The sequence below is a fragment of the Mycobacterium sp. genome, assembly GCF_049281135.1.
Classification (GTDB): domain Bacteria; phylum Actinomycetota; class Actinomycetes; order Mycobacteriales; family Mycobacteriaceae; genus Mycobacterium.
Window position 1 is genome coordinate 1 of sequence record NZ_JBAPRN010000188.1, and the last position, 18,157, is coordinate 18,157.

18 protein-coding genes are annotated in these 18,157 nt (G+C 63.3%); 8 read left to right on the plus strand and 10 right to left on the minus strand.

The window, feature by feature from the left end:
- The first annotated feature begins 67 nt into the window (after positions 1 to 67).
- Both WAN02_RS07590 and WAN02_RS07595 read left to right on the plus strand, forming a co-directional pair.
- Positions 68 to 1,069, plus strand: coding sequence for an acyl-CoA dehydrogenase family protein (locus tag WAN02_RS07590; RefSeq protein ID WP_422263549.1), 1,002 nt, complete (start codon positions 68 to 70; stop codon positions 1,067 to 1,069).
- Between the two features lie 76 nt (positions 1,070 to 1,145).
- Positions 1,146 to 1,871, plus strand: coding sequence for a crotonase/enoyl-CoA hydratase family protein (locus WAN02_RS07595; RefSeq protein ID WP_422263596.1), 726 nt, complete (start codon positions 1,146 to 1,148; stop codon positions 1,869 to 1,871).
- Between the two features lie 58 nt (positions 1,872 to 1,929).
- Here WAN02_RS07595 and WAN02_RS07600 read toward each other — a convergent pair whose 3' ends face one another.
- The 5 genes from WAN02_RS07600 to WAN02_RS07620 all read right to left on the minus strand — a co-directional run bounded on the left by WAN02_RS07600 (position 1,930) and on the right by WAN02_RS07620 (position 6,156).
- Positions 1,930 to 2,178, minus strand: coding sequence for a fibronectin-binding protein (locus WAN02_RS07600; protein ID WP_422263550.1), 249 nt, complete (start codon positions 2,176 to 2,178; stop codon positions 1,930 to 1,932).
- Positions 2,179 to 2,306: 128 nt separating this feature from the next.
- The gene (locus WAN02_RS07605) at positions 2,307 to 3,059 is read right to left on the minus strand and encodes a hypothetical protein (protein WP_422263551.1); all 753 of its coding nucleotides are present in this window, start codon (positions 3,057 to 3,059) and stop codon (positions 2,307 to 2,309) included.
- Position 3,060: 1 nt separating this feature from the next.
- Positions 3,061 to 4,179, minus strand: a complete 1,119-nt coding sequence (locus WAN02_RS07610) for a phosphotransferase family protein (RefSeq protein WP_422263552.1) — start codon at positions 4,177 to 4,179, stop codon at positions 3,061 to 3,063.
- A gap of 49 nt (positions 4,180 to 4,228) precedes the next feature.
- Positions 4,229 to 5,275, minus strand: coding sequence for a DUF4124 domain-containing protein (locus WAN02_RS07615; protein WP_422263553.1), 1,047 nt, complete (start codon positions 5,273 to 5,275; stop codon positions 4,229 to 4,231).
- A gap of 8 nt (positions 5,276 to 5,283) precedes the next feature.
- Entirely contained in the window at positions 5,284 to 6,156 is an 873-nt protein-coding gene (locus tag WAN02_RS07620) for a hypothetical protein (RefSeq protein ID WP_422263554.1), read from the minus strand.
- A 109-nt stretch (positions 6,157 to 6,265) separates the two neighbouring features.
- Between WAN02_RS07620 and WAN02_RS07625 the strand changes: the two genes are divergently transcribed.
- On the plus strand, positions 6,266 to 6,913 hold the full coding sequence (locus WAN02_RS07625; RefSeq protein WP_422263555.1) for a TetR/AcrR family transcriptional regulator: 648 nt from the start codon (positions 6,266 to 6,268) through the stop codon (positions 6,911 to 6,913).
- Positions 6,914 to 6,940: 27 nt separating this feature from the next.
- Here the strand turns inward: WAN02_RS07625 and WAN02_RS07630 are convergent, their stop codons facing one another.
- Positions 6,941 to 8,539 (minus strand): phytoene desaturase family protein, encoded by a 1,599-nt coding sequence (locus WAN02_RS07630; protein ID WP_422263556.1) that lies wholly within the window; start codon positions 8,537 to 8,539, stop codon positions 6,941 to 6,943.
- Between the two features lie 70 nt (positions 8,540 to 8,609).
- Here WAN02_RS07630 and WAN02_RS07635 point away from each other — a divergent pair, with 70 nt between their 5' ends.
- Together WAN02_RS07635 and WAN02_RS07640 are read left to right on the plus strand one after the other, a co-directional pair.
- Positions 8,610 to 9,236, plus strand: a complete 627-nt coding sequence (locus WAN02_RS07635) for a TetR/AcrR family transcriptional regulator (RefSeq protein ID WP_422263557.1) — start codon at positions 8,610 to 8,612, stop codon at positions 9,234 to 9,236.
- A gap of 436 nt (positions 9,237 to 9,672) precedes the next feature.
- Entirely contained in the window at positions 9,673 to 10,491 is an 819-nt protein-coding gene (locus tag WAN02_RS07640) for a hypothetical protein (RefSeq protein ID WP_422263558.1), read from the plus strand.
- Here the strand turns inward: WAN02_RS07640 and WAN02_RS07645 are convergent.
- The gene (locus WAN02_RS07645) at positions 10,453 to 10,710 is read right to left on the minus strand and encodes a PEP-utilizing enzyme (RefSeq protein WP_422263597.1); all 258 of its coding nucleotides are present in this window, start codon (positions 10,708 to 10,710) and stop codon (positions 10,453 to 10,455) included. The two genes, WAN02_RS07640 and WAN02_RS07645, sit on opposite strands and share 39 nt — an antisense overlap.
- A gap of 126 nt (positions 10,711 to 10,836) precedes the next feature.
- Here WAN02_RS07645 and WAN02_RS07650 point away from each other — a divergent pair, with 126 nt between their 5' ends.
- Positions 10,837 to 11,751, plus strand: a complete 915-nt coding sequence (locus tag WAN02_RS07650) for an LLM class F420-dependent oxidoreductase (protein ID WP_422263559.1) — start codon at positions 10,837 to 10,839, stop codon at positions 11,749 to 11,751.
- Between the two features lie 13 nt (positions 11,752 to 11,764).
- Here the strand turns inward: WAN02_RS07650 and WAN02_RS07655 are convergent, their stop codons facing one another.
- Positions 11,765 to 13,120 (minus strand): phosphotransferase, encoded by a 1,356-nt coding sequence (locus tag WAN02_RS07655; RefSeq protein ID WP_422263560.1) that lies wholly within the window; start codon positions 13,118 to 13,120, stop codon positions 11,765 to 11,767.
- A gap of 272 nt (positions 13,121 to 13,392) precedes the next feature.
- Between WAN02_RS07655 and WAN02_RS07660 the strand changes: the two genes are divergently transcribed.
- Positions 13,393 to 14,907, plus strand: a complete 1,515-nt coding sequence (locus WAN02_RS07660) for a class I adenylate-forming enzyme family protein (protein ID WP_422263561.1) — start codon at positions 13,393 to 13,395, stop codon at positions 14,905 to 14,907.
- 49 nt (positions 14,908 to 14,956) lie between these two features.
- Here the strand turns inward: WAN02_RS07660 and WAN02_RS07665 are convergent, their stop codons facing one another.
- Both WAN02_RS07665 and WAN02_RS07670 read right to left on the minus strand, forming a co-directional pair.
- Positions 14,957 to 15,763, minus strand: a complete 807-nt coding sequence (locus WAN02_RS07665) for an SDR family NAD(P)-dependent oxidoreductase (RefSeq protein WP_422263562.1) — start codon at positions 15,761 to 15,763, stop codon at positions 14,957 to 14,959.
- 263 nt (positions 15,764 to 16,026) lie between these two features.
- Positions 16,027 to 16,668: a TetR/AcrR family transcriptional regulator gene (locus tag WAN02_RS07670; RefSeq protein ID WP_422263563.1), complete on the minus strand. Its 642-nt coding sequence runs from the start codon at positions 16,666 to 16,668 to the stop codon at positions 16,027 to 16,029.
- A gap of 132 nt (positions 16,669 to 16,800) precedes the next feature.
- Between WAN02_RS07670 and WAN02_RS07675 the strand changes: the two genes are divergently transcribed.
- Positions 16,801 to 18,156 carry a protoporphyrinogen/coproporphyrinogen oxidase gene (locus WAN02_RS07675; RefSeq protein ID WP_422263564.1) on the plus strand — a complete coding sequence of 452 codons (1,356 nt, stop codon included), beginning with the start codon at positions 16,801 to 16,803 and terminating at the stop codon, positions 18,154 to 18,156.
- Position 18,157 lies beyond the last annotated feature (1 nt).

The following is an 18,157-nucleotide window of genomic DNA, read 5'->3' on the forward strand; positions in this document are numbered from 1 at the left end:
GGTTCACGATCAGGGGAGGTGCTTCGGATGTTCTACTTTCGATCGTCGCAAAGAGCGAGAGCAAGCCATGAGTGAATTTGCCCGCGAATTGACCGACCTCATCCGGAATCTCGCTGAAGACGCCGGGAAGAAACTCGACGACTACACCGATTCGGTGTGGGCTCAGGTCCGCGAGCTAGGCCTCGCCGGAATTGGCATGTCCGAGGAACAAGGTGGTTCGGGCGGGAGCCTGGTCGATCTGATGGTCGTTATTCAGGAATTGGCGCGTGCGGGGGTGAGCACCCCGATCGTCGAGGCATCCACGGCCGCATACGCCATTGGCGCCACGCCGCGTGAGGGTTTCGAAACGATCGTCGTGATGCCTGATTGGGATGTCCTATCGAACGCCGTCACCGCTAGCTTCGCGGGAGTGCCATTCGCGGACACGGCCAGCGGGCTCGTCATTGTCACCGCCTCCTCGGTCGTGACGGTCCCGCTGGCGGGGGAGACGGTCACCGTGGAGCCAGGCCACGACATCGCGGGCTTGCCCTATGGATGTGTGCGCCTCGACGACGCATCTGTCGCGCACATACCGCTGGGATCCGCCCCCCACGTGATCGACCGTCTGGCTCTTGCAAGGTCGGCTGCGTTGCTCGGCAGTGCCTGGGGTGCATACGAACTCACCCGGAGGTACGTGACGGAGCGCGAGCAATTCGGTGCGCCCTTGATCAAGATTCCCGCGGTGTCGACGGCTCTGGCGCAGATGGCGGTGCAGATCAGGTCCGCCCAGTCGGCACTGGGCCGAGCGACCACGGCGTGCGCGGACGTCCAGACACCCGCGCTGCGCCGATTCGGCGCCGTGTCGGCGGCACGCATCAGCACGGCCACTACGGCGAGCCTGGTGGCACGCACCTCCCACCAACTGCACGGCGCCGTCGGCATCACGGCCGAGTATGGCCTGCACCGCTACACCAGCACATTGTGGGCCTTGAGAGACGCCGACGAATCTCAATCGGCCTATTGCCGGCGGCTCGGGGCCCGGACCCGCTCGGAAGGCGAAATTCAACTGTGGGAGAACATCTCGGCTTAGCCGCCGGCAACACTGGCAAAAACTCAGGAGGCAGACAGTGACTGACACCGTCATCGTCGACACAGCGGACCGAATCATGGTGATCACGATCAACCGCCCAGAAGTCAAGAACGCGGTCGACATCTCGGTCGCCACCCGTATTGCCGCGGCGATCGACGACCTGGAGGCCCGCGACGACCTCACCGCTGCGATCCTGACGGGTGCTGGCGGAACATTCTGTGCCGGTATGGATCTCAAGGCCTTCCTGCGGGGCGAGTCACCGTCTATCCCGGGCCGCGGCTTTGCCGGGCTTACCGAAAGTCCCCCGACAAAGCCGTTGATCGCGGCGGTGGAGGGCTGGGCGCTCGCCGGTGGCTGCGAACTGGTCTTGAGCGCGGACATCGTGGTGGCGAGCACGGAGGCCAAATTCGGTTTGCCCGAAGTCAAACGAGGGCTGGTTGCCGCCGCCGGCGGGCTGCTGAGGCTTCCGAAAGCCCTGCCGTACTCGCTGGCGATGTTAACCGCGTTGACGGGCGAACCGATCACTGCCCAAGATGCCGAGCGTCACGGACTTGTCTCGGTGCTCGCTGAACCGGGCCAGGCATTGGCAACGGCGCGTGAGGTCGCGACCAAGATCGCCGCGAACGGACCGCTTGCCGTCAAGGCCACGAAGGAGATTCTCTCCCATCAGAGCAACTGGACCGACCTCCCGGCGTTTGAATGGCAGCGTGAGATCACGGCTCGGGTAAGGGAATCGGCCGACGCCAAGGAAGGCGCGTCCGCGTTTGCAGAGAAACGCCCACCACGTTGGCAGGCCAGGTAGGCAGCCGAAAGACATCCCGCAGCGAGAGTGATGTGCCGGCTGTGGTGGCGACCGGATCCTAGCCGCCCCTATGGACGGCACCGGGCTGATCGGCGGCGCTCTGCCCGTCCCCCCCAACTGTCAGTCCGCTGGGATCCTGTGTGAGATCAATATCGTGGTCGAGGTCAGGCGCAATCGGGATCATGTGGCAGATGAATATGGGAAGAGTGCCACATGGGTCGGGGTCGGCGCCGGCGGGAATTGCCAGAGAAAGAACGGTCGTCACGGCGCCCAACGCGACGATCGCGGCCTTTTTCAAGACGGACATCAAGACACTCCCTCCCCTGCCGCTAGCGCCCTAGTCTTGCCGTTAGCGCCCTAGTGGCCGTACCTGTGAGACCCCGCTAGCTTATTGAGACGCACAATGTCACACAAGCCCGATGTAGACCTTGACCTCTAGGTGGAGCTGGTTTCGCGACTCAGCAGCACTTGGCCGTCGGTCGCCCCGGCAGCAAGTGTTTCCTCGGCTTCGGAGTTGATGGCCTTGAGAACCCATATCGAGTTGACGATGAATGTGGCGCCGAACACCACGGCCGGTATCCAGAAGACGAACAACCCATTCCAGGCGAACGGACCGGATTTGAAGAACGGCAAAACGATTGCCGGCGTGAACATCAACTCGGCCCAGATGTTGAAATACGCCAGCCAGCGCGGAAACAACGGCTGGGGCCTCGGGTCGGAGAGAATCGCAAAGGCGAACGAAAAGTACTGTGCCATGAAGGGCGCCCAGGGCATTACCAAAATGATCCAGCTCATGTCGTTGAGGAGCAGGGTCGAATCGGGTGAACGGTCGGGACGGAACGCCGTGACGACGAACAGCAGCGCCGGCACCAAAAACGTCAGACACCCGAACGCCCCACCGGCCAGCACCGCGTTGACGACGGTGGGATGCACGCCGGGGATGCGCCGCGTCTGCCCCGCGATGACCGCGGTGAACCACACGTAGAACGTTGAGCTGAGAAAGATCAGCCCGGCGCCGAACCGGATTCCGCTGGTGTGAGCCTGGTAATGCGCCGCGACTTGTGCCGCTGACATGGACGGGGACAGCGGCGGCAGAAAGCCGGCGGCGACAAAACCGCCGAAGAACAGCAGCACGCAGACGATGCCGCTGTATGCGCAAAATCGCTGGAAAGTCGCTTGCGCGTTCATGTTACTGGCCTCGATTCCCGATAAAGCTGGTCGCGATTCCGGTGGGTGCCGGCAGGTCAAGGAGCTTCGCGACGAGTTGGCTTGCCGGATTGCTTTGCGCCATCGGGGAGTCCGCCGGCATCATTCCGGCGGCGATCATCATGTGCGCGGCGCGGACCATCAGGATCGCCAGCCGGGTGCCGGCCAGGATCTCGTAGTAGTCGAGGTTGCGCAGTTTGTGGCCCGTCGCCCGTTCGTAATAGTCGATGGTTTCGCCGTGGTCGGGGATACCCGCCGGCAAGGGAAGGCCGACCCCCTCGGTGTGGTGTCGCATCAGGAACAGCCACCAGCCGAGGTCTTGTTCGCGGCTGGCCAGCACCACCATCTCCCAGTCGAGCACACCCGCCGGGGCAAGGTCGTCGGAGAAGATGATGTTGCCCACCCGTGCATCGCCCCAATTGAGGACATTGGGTTCATCTTGCTCTGGACGGTGCTCGTCCAACCAGCGCAGCGCCGCCTCGATCGTCGGGTTCGGCTCGCCCTCGGCCGCCCACTCGAAGGTGCGTCGCCATTTGGCCAGACCCGCGTCGAGACCGCTGTGGTTCTCGGGTGTATCGAGGAACTCCAGTCCCAGTGCGCGCCAGTCGACGCTGTGGATCTGCGCGAGTACGTCAATGGTGTTGTGCCACATTCGGCGTCGCTCATCCGGCGTCAGGTCCAGCACCCACCCGGCCGCGGTGAACGGCGGATCGTCGGCAGGAATTCGACCGTCGATCCGCTGCATTGCCAGAAATGGCGCACCGAGGACGGATCGGTCCTCTTCGAAGAAGTACACCGGGGGCACCGGGACCGGCGAGTGCTCACCGAGCGCCCTGATGACGTTGGCTTCCTTAGCCAGGTCGTAGTCGGGAAACACACCGGGGCTGTCGGGTTGCACGCGGGCAGCCATGCCCTGGGTCTGCTCACCGTCAGCATCACGCCAGTTCGCCGTAAAGAGAACTGTTTCATTGGAGAGCCCACCCGCGCCGGGCACTTGCACGTCAGTCACGGTTATGCCCTGCGCGTCAGGCCATTTCGACGCCAACCAATTTGCGAGCCGCTTGGCGGCCAGCTCTGTGTCGATAGTGTTCTTCAAGGCCATCGTTTGCTCCTTTTGCACCAATATGCCAACGAGACAAGGCTTTCGACTCTTATAAGTGCGAAGATGCCAACGTCCGGCGTTTCATCATCTGCTGGTATTCGTCGAACCACAGCTCTTGATACGTCGCGTAAGTGGTTCGACCCTGTTCGTCGGTCCAGCGGTACACGCTGTCGTGAAACGAGGTGTTGGGCCACGCCGGCAGCGACGCGCAGGCGATTGCCTCACCCTGGAACCGGTAAAGCTCCCCGTTTTCGTCCTCAGCGGTGATCTCCTGGCGGATCGGCAGATGAATGCGCGGGTGGTACTCGAGGACGTTGCGGCGCACCCACTTGATCGACCGGGTCTCGTCGCCGCGCTGAATCCAGGCGAAATGATGTGATGGACGGTCCCCGACGTTGTACAGCCCGGCCCAGGCTGGGTTGGTGTCCAGCGGCTCGAAACTGATTTGGTTGAAGATGAGATCGGGGCCGAAATACATCGGTGACCAGCCGACCGGCGGAACCGGGACCGCGCCGCGGCGTTCCACCCGGATCTGGCGCCAGGAGCGGTCCCGCGGGGCATAGCAGTCGACCGGATACGTCGTGCCGTCCAGCAGCAACTCGCCGGTCATGCGCATGAACTGCTCGGTGCCGCCCGGTTCGCGGGCCACATCGTGGTGGTCTTCCTCGCCCGGCATGACATGCCCGCGGGCCAGTAGCGGGGTCACACCCTCGGCGAGGACGTCGATGGCGGTGTTCCCGTCACTGCTGCGGTAGGTGATGCGCGCGGTCTGGCCGGGCTCGAGGAACTCGATCTTCAGGCCGTTGTCGGTGGTGATCGTGCTGCCCTCGACCCGCGGCCAGGGCATCGTGATCTCGTAATCGAGGAACGCCATGTCGGTGTACTCGACATTGTCGGTGCCCTGGAAGATGCACACACCGCCCTGCGACAGCGGGAACGCCGGCTGGTAGCGCACGTACAGGAAGGCGCCGATCGCCGCTTCGGGAACGGAGAAGCCGAAGTAGTGGGTGTGGATCAGGTGCGGATCCCACTGCTCCCCGGCCGCAGGCAGCGGCAGTAACAGATCGGTGTCACCGGAATGCGTTGCTATTGCCATGCCCGCTCCTAAGCGGTGACCGGGTCAAGAACCGCGGACTGCGAGGGTGGCGCTGCGATCGCTTTCAGCTTCTGCCACAACGTCTCCGACTCCGGGTGGGCCACCTCGCCGCGACCGACAACGGACAGCCCGATGATCCACACCGAGAACAGCGCCAGGCCGAGGGTGACGAAGGATGCCAGGTAAGTCCAGACGTAGGACACATTCGCTTGGTTGAGTGACGCCCACATCGGCCAGGCGGTGGCGCCGTTGGCGATGCCGTCGGCCATTGGGACGCACGCGATCACCGCGGGCAGCTTCCACGCGGTGTTGAGATGCGGGCGGATGTGGAAGATCAACGCGCCGGCCACCATTGGCATCACCGGGTTGACGAATCCCCACCACAGCGGAAATCCCCAGAAATTGAACGGTTGATGGCCGTAATACAGATAGGTGCCCGCCAGGATGCCTGGGCTTTCCAGCACCACGTCGACCAGGAAGTCGCACGCCCACAACAGGAACATATCCCGCATCGTGACGCCGCGTTTGAACAGCTTGTAGGCGAAGTAGCCCAGCCCGCCGACATACCAGGGGTAGACGAAACAGATATAGAGCGGCATCGTGCGATCCAGGATCGTGAACGTGCCCAGCGCACCCCGCTCCTTCAAAAACACCAAACCGAGCACGTCGACGATCGGCTCGAAGGAGGCCGCCAACGCCCCGCCAAGGATGCAGTACAGCAGCAGCGGTCCCTGTCCCTTGAGCAGCTTGCGCAGTGCCAGCGCCAACGCGATGCCCAGTGGAATGAAGATGAAGACGTTGAAGATCGTCTCCGCCGTTTTGGGCATCACCGCGTCGACCGGCGGCTGTGGAATCGTCGCCGCCAAGACCATCGTTACCATTGCCGCGCCCTCCCTATTTGTGAGCCAGTTCACGTCGGCATGGCCAAACTAGCATCGGATGAATATAGTTTCAAGAGTGAAAATCTATTCATCGGGGAAGAATCCGGGTGTGACGTCCGAAACCGATGGCAAGGCGACGCGCACCGAACGTCAGCGGCTGCGCACCCGGCGGTTGCTGCTGGACGCCGGCCGAACGCTGATCGCCGCCAAAGGGGTGGCCGGCCTGCGCATCCAGGACATCACCGAAGAGGCCGACGTGGCGCTGGGCTCCTTTTACAACTATTTCCAGTCCAAGGAGGAGCTCCTGGAGGCGGTGATCACCGAAAGTCTTGCCGACTTGACGTCCGCGATCATCGCCAATGTCGACGACGACACCGACCCTGCCGAGGTCGTGGCCCTGGCCAACCTTCAAGTCATTCGGCTCGCTTACGACGAACCCGACTTCGCCCGCCTGATCGTCAACATCGGCCACTCCGAAGCGCTGTTCGGCGACGCCGTCCACCCGTATGCGCGCATCGCCGTGGAACGCGGAATCCAAAGTGGGCGCTTCGTTGTCGGCGATATCGAGGTCCTGCTGACGGCGGTGATCGGCGGCGCGTTCGCGCTGATCCGAGAAATCCTTGACGGTCGTCACGGCGGGGGTGCCCACCACGCTTTCGCCCGCCACGTGCTCGCATCACTCGGGCTTCCGCCGGACGAGGCTGAAGCGATCGTTCGCGCGGCAGTCGGTCGAGAGCGAGGAGGACGAACCAACTAGGCCGTCGTCAATCGCGCCTCGCTGCTGTCAGCGCTTCTTCTGGTCGCGAATGGCGGTCTGGGCGGCGAGCTTGCCCGGCAATGCGCACACACCGCCGACGGGGTGGGTGCCTGCGCCACTGAGGTACAGGCCCTCGACCGGTGTCCGATAGCCGGCCAGCCCGGCTGCCGGCTTGAGTGGCCCGAACCGTGAGATCAGCGGGTCGACGTGGTAGACGTTGCCCGCAGGGGCGTTGAACCTGGTTTCGAGATCAGGTCCGCCGAGTACGGCCCTATCGATCTCGAGTCGGTCGAGTCCTTCGTAATACTGGGCGGAGTCACGTAATACGGCGTCGCCGACCTTGTCACGCACGTCGTCCCATGGCTCTTCCGGTGTCACCGGGATGACACCCGACCACAGCCACAGGTTGTCGCGGCCCTCGGGGGCTTGGGTGGGATCGACCGCGGTGGGGATGATGGCGCAGCTCACCGGAACCGGGTCGGGCCACTGTCCGCGCACCACGGCATTCCATGCGGTGTCCTGTTCTTCCAGGGTGTGCCAGGCGATGAGGTACTTGCGCAGGTCCAGACCGTCGCCGCGCCAGTCCTCGTGCTTCTTCATCGTCACGCGGCCCTCGAGGGCGACGTTGATCTTGAGCGATGTGGCGTGCGTCTTGCGGATCGGAATGTCCTTGGCGCGCACCGATAATTTGGTATCCAGCGTGCCAGCCGGCAGCAGCTCGTTGAGCGTCACGACGGGGTTACAGGTGGTCAGGACGCCATTGCGGGCAGTGACGAGTTGGCCGGATTCGAGACGCACCCCCGTCACGCGGTCGTTGGATACCACGAGCTCCTGCACCCGGCTGTTGGTGTGCACCGTGCCGCCGAGCGCGCTGAGGCAGCGATGCAGTGCGGCGGGTAGCGCGCCGGTGCCGCCGACCGGCATCGCATTCGAAACCTTCTGTACGACACCGAGATAAATCATTGCCCAGGCGGTTGCATCCAAGCGCATTTGCGAAAACGCTGCCATGGCTGCCAGCGCGCCCTTGGGTAACTCGGTCTCGAAGGTCTCTTCGAGGAACTCGGTGTGCGACGCGGTCACCATATTCCGCAGGCTCCACGCACCCTTGAGATGACGCGCGGCGCCCAGCAGCGAGCTGGCCATCTCGCGGTTGAACGGTCGCAGCGGGTGCGATTTCATGTAGGCCACCACCAGGTCCATGATCGGATCCAGCGCATTGGCCAGGTCCAGCCAGGCCCGAGCGTCCTTGGGTGAGAACCGTCGCAGCTCATCAGCGGTGCGACTGGCATCCTTCCAGATCGCCAAGGAGCTTCCGTCCGGAGCCAACTGGATGTGTGCGGGATCCACCGAAATCTGCTGCAGCCCGTACTTGTGCAGTTCGAGGTCCTCGGCGACCCCAGAAAGCCGGAAGATTCCGGTCAGTTGGATCGCGCCCTCATTGAAGTAGTGGCCCGGCGCCTTCGACAGGATGGCGTTGGTGGAGGTCATGCCGCCCACGGTGGGCGATGCCTCCAGGACGGCTACGCGGTGTCCGGCGCGGGCCAGATAACACGCGGCGGTCAGCCCGTTGTGCCCGGCCCCGATGACCAGGTAGTCGGCTTCGGTGGGGAGAGTGGTTTCCGTCATATCTGCAATCTTCATCGAACTCGATTACAAAATCAAGATTGAGATGTCGATCGAATGCGATACTGCTCTCGTGAGTGTGTCTCCTGCCCCGATGGGACGCCGCGATCGCCGTAAGGCCGAGGCCCGGCAACGGCTCCTGGCCGCAGCCCACCAGCTGATCGCCGAGAACGGCGTGTCAGACCTTCGAATTGGCGATGTCACCGACCTGGCCGACCTCGGCTTCGGCACCTTCTACACGTATTTCCCGTCAAAGGAGGCGCTCATCGAGGCGGTGGTGGCCGACGTGCTTGCCGGACTCGCGGCAAGGATCGGCGGGGACGCCCTCGAATTCACCGATCCCGCCGAGGCGGCCTCGGCGTCTTACCGGCGTTTCCTCCGCTTCAGCCGCGACGAACCCGAAGTGGCGCGGGTTCTCGTCGAACTCGATCGCGTCAACGCGATTTTCGAGGACGCCGTGACGCCCTGGGCCATGGAGACTCTGTCCCGTGGCCGGAAATCGGGTCGATTCGCCGTTGACGATCTACACCTGGCGCTTACGTCGGTCACGGGTGCCGCGCTGGCCGCCATTCGGGCGATTTTGGCCGGCCGCATCCCAGCGGGTCCAAAGACCGAGTCGCGAGGCGCGGAGATGATGCTGCGCGGCTTCGGCCTCGATGCGGCTTCCGCGAAAGAGATTGCCCGCCGCCGACTACCGTAGCTGCACCCGGGCCGAGCCCGCGCCGCCATCGATGGTCCCCGATCCCCGGTGCGCCGTCTGCGGCTGCCATCCACAGTATGGATGACACAAGGGATTACGAGTTCATCGGCATCTTGTGCGGGTCTGACGTTCTTGACGATCGGCCTGCTCGTTACCGGTCATGGCCGGTACGATATGGGACCCATTGAATCTCGGCTCACCATTGAAAGTCATTTCACCGTAGGTTAGTTTGGCCAATATCTGGGTGATCCGGGTGCCCAGACTCGGAAAGTGGGCGGTGTTGACAATTGTTCAGTGCCCGCGCGTGCGGCAGGTCTTGCGGGGCCGCGTCATTGGGCACGGGCAAGGCTTTGCCGGCCATCGCCGCTCATTGAGCGCTCCGACATCTGGTTTCGAGCTGCCCGACCTGTCAGCCCAATCGTAGGGAGTAATCGTCATGGCACTGCAGCACGACATCGGTGGCGGGACTGACTTTGAAGGCGGGACGACGGCGATGTCCGTCGAGGCAGCCGGTGCTTCGGGATCTTCGGCGATCAGGGTTCAGCAAACCTTCCAGCGGCTATGTGCGATTAGCGGTGTGGTGTGTCCCTTGTTGTTCTTCGGGGGCCTGCTGTTTTGTGGGTTCTTGCCGCCGTTGCGGCCCGGTGCGTCGGCGATCCAGATCGCTGCGCACTATCAGCAGCACGCGACCGGTATCCGGTTCGGTGCGGCCTTGATCCTTCTCGCGTCGATGTTCTACATCGTCTACTCGGGAGCGATTTACGGTCAGATCCGCCGCATTCCGGGGTCTGGACACACCGCCGCGGGGGTTGCGCTAGCCGGCGGTGCGGTGGCCGCGGTGACGTTCATGATGCCGGCGATGCTGTGGGCGGTGACCGCGTTTCGCCCTGAGCGGTCACCGGAGACCACCCAGACGCTCAATGACATGGCGTGGTTCATCGTGGTGATGCCATGGGCGCCGTTTATGGCCCAGAACTTCGCGTTCGCCTTTGCGATCCTCACCGATTCCCGGCGCAGACCCCTGTTTCCGCGATGGCTTGGGTACCTCAACATCTGGGCGACGATTGTCTACACCCCAGCGATCGTGTTGCAGTTCTTCAAAGATGGGCCGTTCGCATGGAACGGAGTCTTCGTGTTCTGGTTGCCTGCGGTGGTCTTCGGCATCCAGTTCGTCGCAAACACTGTCTGGCTGGTCAAAGCGGTGAAGTACCCGACCTCACCGGAAAGCGATCACCTCGACCGCCATATCACCTGACTGCAGCCGGACCGAGCCCGCGCCGCAGTCGACGGTCACTCGATCGCCGATGGGCAGCCTGCGCCTGCCGTCCCCAGTGGTTATGACACTAAGGATTCCGAGTTCACTGGCAACGATTTCGCCGTGAGACAAAGACCCGCCGATGTCGATGACGACCGGGGGAACCGAGCGGATGAGGGTCGGACGCCTTCTGCAGAAGTCGCTATATGATAGATTGATTTTTGACGGTGACTACCCAGCAGAGCGGTATCGAATTGAGTTCGGCGACAACGGATATGACCGCCCTGGCCGCCCCGCTGGGCATGCCGGCCGACGGGCACTGACGGCACGACAGAACGGATCCAGATGCGGTTCACGCTCGAGTACCCGGTCGCCCATCCCTCGTACAACGAGGAATTCCTCGACCCCGACGTGGTGAGCGCCGTCGCGCAAAGCGCCGAGAAGGCCGGGTTCGCCGCCGTCGGCTTCACCGAACATCCCGCTCCGTCCGACAAGTGGATGAACGCTGGTGGACACGACGCGTTGGACCCATTCTCGGCACTGGCATTCTGCGCCGCGGTCACCACCAGGCTGCGCCTGATGACGTTGCTGCTCGTCGCCCCCTATCGCAACCCGCTGCTGACCGCCAAGTCCGCGGCGACGGTCGATGTGCTGTCCAAGGGCAGGCTCGTGCTCGCGCTCGGGGCGGGCTACCTGCGATCGGAGTTCGCCGCGCTCGGGGTGGAGTTCTCCGAACGCAACGAAATACTCGACGAGGCCGTCGCGGCGATGACCGGCATCTGGTCGAACAACGCGTTCAGCTTTGCGGGCAAACACTTCACGGCGATCGCGCAGACTGCGCGGCCCCGGCCGGTTCAGCAGCCGGTGCCGATCTGGTTCGGCGGTAACAGCGAGCACGCCCGCCGGCGGGTGGCCCGCAGCGGGCAGGGCTGGGCGCCGCTGATGAACGACCCGACGTCGGCCAAAACCAACCGCACCGCGCTGCTGGACACTCCCGAAAAGCTCGGCGTCGCAATCGGGCAGCTACGTGATTTCGTGGCCGCCGAGGGCCGCGACCCCGCCGGGGTCGACGTCCAGGTCGCGACACCGCAGGCCGGCACGTGGGCGTGCGAGCCCAGTCTCGAACAGCACCGCGACCACCTCGGCGAATTGGGCGCCGTCGGCGTCACGTCGTTCGTGGTCAAGATTCCCGGCGAGGACTCGCGGCTCGCGCTGGATCAACTGAACCGCTACGGAAGCGAGATCATCGCCGGCTGCTGAGCGCACCGCGGCATCAGCGGATGGCCACGGCGTCGAACCGCTGCGTCGGGTAGTGCGCGACCATCTTGGACCCGACCGGGCCCAGCAGCGCGTGACGGCGAAGGTTGCGCCGGTGAAACAGCCACACCAGTTCCTCATCGTGCACGCCCACGCCGGCGTCGGCCAGCACGAAACGTTCCAGCGCCGCATCGCTGTCCCACCAGGTGTCCGGCCGGTAACCCAGCACCCGCGCGACATCGTCAAGCTCCGCCTCGGCGCAATCGTCGCCGATCTCGTTGAGCCGCTGCAGATGTCGCGCCATCCGGAAGCACAGCCTCAACTGATGACCCACCAGATCGTCGTCGGCGCCCACCGAGAGTGCCCGCAGGCTGTGCACCAGATGCCCGTAGGTGTGGTCGTGGCGCGTGCGCCGCGGTTCGGCGGGCTCGACTGCGGGCAGCTCGATATCGAGCAGCTCCCCGAGAGCCTCGGTGGCATGCAGGTTGGTCTCGCTGGTCCACTGCATGTTGTTCATCAGGTCCGTCTCGTCCACCGGGTCGGAGACCGCGGGGCCGAAGATGAGCTGGTTGTCCAGCGTCGCCGCGAAGTGGTGACGTTTTATCGCCTCCAGGTCGACCTCACGGCCGGTCAGCTCGGCGTACCGTGCGTACAGCGACCGAAAGTCGCCGTACGGGATGAGGGTGTCGCGCATCCGCCACTCGGCCAGGTCCAGCATCGGGTCTGCGACGCAACCGAACTCGAGGTCGAGCACCGCAACCAGGTGTCCGTCGCTGTGGTGAAACTGCCCGGTGTCCCACAGGATCGGCGTCAGCCTGCCTTGGCTGCGCGGCGGGTGGCGGTGCATCCATCCCAGACAAAACTCGAGGAACGCGTCTGGGTGCTGCTTGCGTGAGCGCCACCGCTGCTCCAGATGCGCGTGGGGCCAGATCCCGGACTGCTCGGGCGCGGGTGGTCGGGCGATTCCGGCGTCCAGAAACGGTGCCGGGTCCAGGGCATGCAGACGCGCGAGGACGTGCAGGTACTCGTCGACCACGGCATCACGCTGGCCTGTGGGCACGCCTTCGAAATCGGGCTTGCCTCCCACCATCTCCATGACGACGGCGCCCAGGTCTTCGATCCAGCCGTGATGCCGGGCGACCGGGATTCCCTGCTCTTCGAGCATCCGGTGAAACGTCATCTCGTGCCGCAGCGGGAACACCTCCGTGTCGACCCTGGCACCGCGGACCACCACGCCGAAGGGCACACCGTCTCGCTCACCACGCACGAACCACGTTGGGCGCCAGCGTGTTTGCCTGCGCACCTCGGTGATTGTCATACCCAAATGCCTGGCGGTGGCGTCCGCGACCTCGGCGACCGACGGGATCGACATGGGCCTCCGTTCCAAACGCGGCGCAATAATTCGATATATGTTAAGTCGGTTTATCGTCTGAGGCAATGGCTAGGAGACACTTTCAGCTCGTCGTCACCCGGACGCGGCGTGGCCTGAGCGGCTGGCCCAGTTCGCGGCGCCACACGGCAGACACGTAACTACCGCATGCAGCACCCCTGTGTAGGACCTTCCACGTCGTTGACCCTGCTACGGCAGCTCTCTATATTGATATAGCTAGGCTCAATAATAGGTGGCTGCAGCGAAGGCAGGCGATGCCGACCATAGGTGGAACGGCCTTACTCAACGCCAACCGGGTTGGCGAACGTGAGGCGATCGTCACCGCCGAGCAACGGTGGACCTGGCGAGAACTGGAGACCGACATCTCCAATGCCGCGGCGGCGCTGGCCGCGTTCGGGGTGCGGCAACATGACCGAATCGCCATCCTGTCGGCAAACTCGGCCGAATTCATCATCGCCTCCCACGCCGCGTCGCGGCTCGGCGCGATCGTCGTGCCGGTAAACACCAGATTGGCCGCACCGGAGCTGGTCTACATCCTGGACGATTCCACCAGCACCGTATTGGCTTTCGGCGCCGGTGAAGCCCACCTTGCCGAGGCCGCAGCTCGCACCGCGGCACCCATCACATTGCTCTCGCTTGGCGCGTCGACACGCTATCCCGATCTGCTCGCCGGCGGCTACGGCGATGCCGTACATGAAGATCGCGCCGTCGAGCAAGACGACGCGTTCATTCTGTACACCTCCGGGACCACCGGAAAACCCAAGGGTGTGCTGCTGGATCACCACCGTGCAGTGTGGGCGGCGATGGCACAGATCATCTCGCTGGGCCTGCGTGACGGCGATCGCTACCTGCACTTGGCGCCGATGTACCACTCGGGTGGAATGACCTTCTTGAATGCGACGACGCTGCTGGGCGGAACCCACATCGTCGTTCCGAGGTTTGATTCGACGACAGTCCTGGAGATGGTCGAGAGATACAGGGCAACATGGCTTTTCGCTGTCCCGACCATGTATCAGCAGATCCTCGGCTGTTATAAGGCGAACCATTGTGACCTGACATCGTGGCGAATTGGAATATTCGGTGCCGCGCCGATGCCGGCGGCCGCCATCGAGCGGCTGCTGGCCACGTTTCCGCACGTCGCCTTCTTCCAGCAATGTGGCCAGACCGAAGCCGGACCCACCGGGATCTACTCGACGATGGAGCAGGTGCGGAGTCAACCGCAGTCATCTGGCCACCTCGCACAGCCCTTTATCGAGGCTCGTGTTGTCGACGAGGACGGTAACGACACGCCTCCCGGCCAGGTTGGCGAACTCGTATTTCGTGGCGAGGCCATCACCAAGGGTTACTGGAACCAACCGCAAGCCACGCTGGAGGTTATCCGCGACGGGTGGTTGCACACAGGTGACTTGATGCAGGTGTGCGACGACGGTGCCATGCGTCTGGTCGACAGACTGAAAGACGTCATCATCACCGGAGGGCGCAACGTGTACTCGGCAGAAGTCGAACAGGCAATCGCCGACCATCCGGAGGTAATCGATGTCGCCGTGGTGGGCCGCCCAGACCCTGAATGGGGCGAAACGATCGTGGCGTTCCTCACCGCGGTCGATGGGTCTGATCTCACGCCCGCCTCGATACGACAGTACTGCACCTCTCGCATCGCCGGTTACAAGATCCCGCGCGAGTTCATTTTCGCGCTCATCCCGCGCAATGGCGCCGGAAAGGCCCAAAAACACTTGCTGAGAAACAGATTGGCTTCGAAGCGTGCTTAGCTCGGGTGCTCGCGGTTGAGCCCTGATTCGTGTTACTGAATTGGCGAAGTCAGTCGGTTTCTTTGGTGATGTGTTCCCAGTCGGCGTACTCGGCGAGTCGGGCGGCCTGGGTATCGCGCACCCACTTCAGCCCGTCGGTGTTGATGGCGAGATGCTGTGGCGGCTGGTCGGTTCCGGTGATATCTGCGACAGCGCCCATGGACTTGGGGATGTCGCCGAAGTGTGCGGTGTCGAAGATATGCTGCATGCTGGCGTAAGTCTCGTTGTAGGCGTCCATGCGGGTAGCGTTCTTGACGTTCTCGAAGAATTTCGTCATGTAACCGGCGGGCTCAACGAGTGTGATCTTGACGCCAAGTGGTTCGCATTCCATTTGCAGGCCTTCGACGAGACTGCGCACGGCCGCCTTGGACGACGCGTAGACGGTCATGGTCGGGAAGCTCAGGTGCGCGCTCATCGAGCCGACGACCAAGATGTGACCACCCCGGCGTGCACGGAACTGGGGCAAAACCGCCTGCACGACGTTGAGCACGCCGACCACATTCGTCTCGTACTCAGCGCGCAACTCTGCCGGAGTCACCTCTTCGATCGCGCCCACCTGTCCGTATCCGGCGACATTCAACAGGGCGTCGAGCTGGCCGAACTTCTCGCCGGCAAACGCCAGCGCCGCATCGATCGACGGTCGGTCGGTCACGTCTATGTGCGTGACCGCGGTATTTTTCAGCTCTGCGAATCGCGGATTGGCGGCAGCCACGTTGCGCATGGCGGCCACAACGTTCCATCCGCGTCGCGCGTACTCAAAGACAGCGGCCTCACCCAAACCGGAGCTGGTGCCTGAAATCAAGATGGTCTTACTCACGGATTAACGCCTTCCAGATCGATGACCTTAAATGTCTGCGTCTCATAGTGGCTATGACATCGGTCGGCCGTCGATGTGCCAGCGGATACCGTTGATGCATCGCCGGTGTCCTTGCAGACACTTCTTTTGATGCCGGCGCTACCGACACATGGTTCCCCAGGCGATGTTCGTGTGGCTCGGCACACGCCTGCGCGGACCTCGAGGCGTCCGCAGCGCTGGGCATGTGACCGCGGCGGTAGGTGCCGCTTGTTGCGCCAATTGAGTCACTTCCGCCTATTCTTGGCGGCCGGTTTGACCGCCCGCACTTCTGTTGGCCGGCGCGCCACGCCACAGCCGCTGAGATACACCACCCGCCAAACGATCTCGACGAGCGCATCGAGCTGACGCTCGACCTCGCCGTCGTCGGCGGTTCCGACCAGTTGATAGAGCCCGCGTTCGATCATCGCGATGAGCCATTGCGCGGTGCGTGCGGCGTCCAGATCGGCATCGGCCACTCCGGCACGCTGCGCGTCGCCGATATAGCTTGTCAGCGCGGACACCACTTGGTTGATCAGGTTCTGCTGCTGTTCTTGCGCCCGCGGGTCATACGCCGCGGTCTCGGCTACGGTTCCCAGAATTGTTCGGTGTTTACGGTAGGTGTCGATCGGCACACGCAAGGCCTTGCGCAGATCGTCGCGCGTTCCGTCGACGGGAAGCTCCCACCACGACGCGCCATCGGCGAGCAGGTCGCCGATTACGTCCTGCGCCATTGCGACAAGCAGATCACCCTTGTCATCAAAGTAGACATAGAACGTGGAGCGTGAAATGCCACCCGCGGTGATAATCGCCTCGACGCTCAGGTCGGCGTACCTCACCCCGTTCTCGACCAGATTTTCGACGACGCTTACGAAATGCCGACTGAGCATGCCGCGGCGCTGAGGCCTTGACAGTTGCAAAGGTCGAGGGCGTGACGCGTTCACGCGACGAGTATACGCAGTGTGCAGATGATCATACAGACTGTCTTTTTATCAAACTCTCTGTTTGATAAGGTGCACGGCATGTCTGACCTGTCGAAGGTGTACGTCGTCGGCGCAGGTCCGTCGGGGCTGGCAGCGGCATGGCGGTTACAAGAGGCCGGTCGCGACGTCGTAGTGCTGGAATCCCGGGATCGTGTTGGTGGACAACTGTTGTCGATCAAACGCGACGGCTATCTGATGGAAGCCGGAACGACGATCCTGCCCGCCGCCTACGACAGCGTGATGCAGCTGGTCGAGGACATCGGCATGACCGATGAGTTGATACCGGCGAACTCGTTGATGGGGTTCATGCGCGGCAGTCAGATGCATTACCTGCGGGCGAACCGGCTCGTGATCGACGCGGCGCGCACAAAGCTGTTGTCGGCGCGCTCCAAGTTGAAGGTTGCCAGGCTCGCTGCAGACTCGTTCAAGCTGCGCAAACTGCTCAGCTACGAAGACTTGTCCGTCGCGGGCGCCTACGACACCGAGACGCCCGAACAATATTGCCTGCGGCGCGGCCTCGACGGCGAGCTGTACGACTATCTGATAGAGCCCACCGTGCGTGGTGGAGCCGGCGTGCCGGCCAACGTGATCTCGGTGGTGGAGTTCTTCTTCCTTTGGCAGAAGGTGCTTGGCACCAAGCTGTATGCGTTCCGCGACGGCTATTCCTCGTTCCCCAACCGGCTGGCCGCCGCCATACCCGACGTGCGGCTGGACACCGAAGTTGTCGAAGTCGTCGAAGACGCCAAGGGCGTGACGATCACCTGCGTCGGGGCTGACGGCAAGCAATACACAGAACGCGGTGCCGGAGCCATCGTCAGTTCCATGGGCAACAGAATCCCTGAGATCGTGCCGCAGCTCGAACCCGAACGCGCAAAGTTCTTACGGGACTTGAATTACACCTCGACGATGTCGATCAACCTCGCGCTCAATCGGATTCCGGACTGCCCGGCGTCGTTCATCGTCGTTCCCCGGCCGGTGTCCGAGGGTCTGTTCGCGATCATTCTGGAACACAACAAGGCACCGGGGCGCGCGCCGGCAGGCAAAGGCCTGGTGTCGCTGTTCATGATGAACCAGTGGGCTGTCGATCACATGGATGCCACCGACGACGACATCCTGGCCGACGTGTTGCCCGACGCGGAGAAGGCGATTCCCTGCTTAGGCAATGCGATCGAATTCGTGCGGGTCAACCGGTGGTACCCGGTGCTCGTCTACAGCCATCCCGGGTTGTACCGCGACCTAGGCCGTTTCCATGCTGCCCGGAATCTGAAAAGCCGTATCCACCTCGCCGGGTCTTACACCTCGTCGGGCAACGTCAACACAGCCACCACCGCCGGCGAACGGGCCGCACGTGAGCTGTTGCAAGCACTTTCACCCGTAGTCGCATTGACCGCGTAAT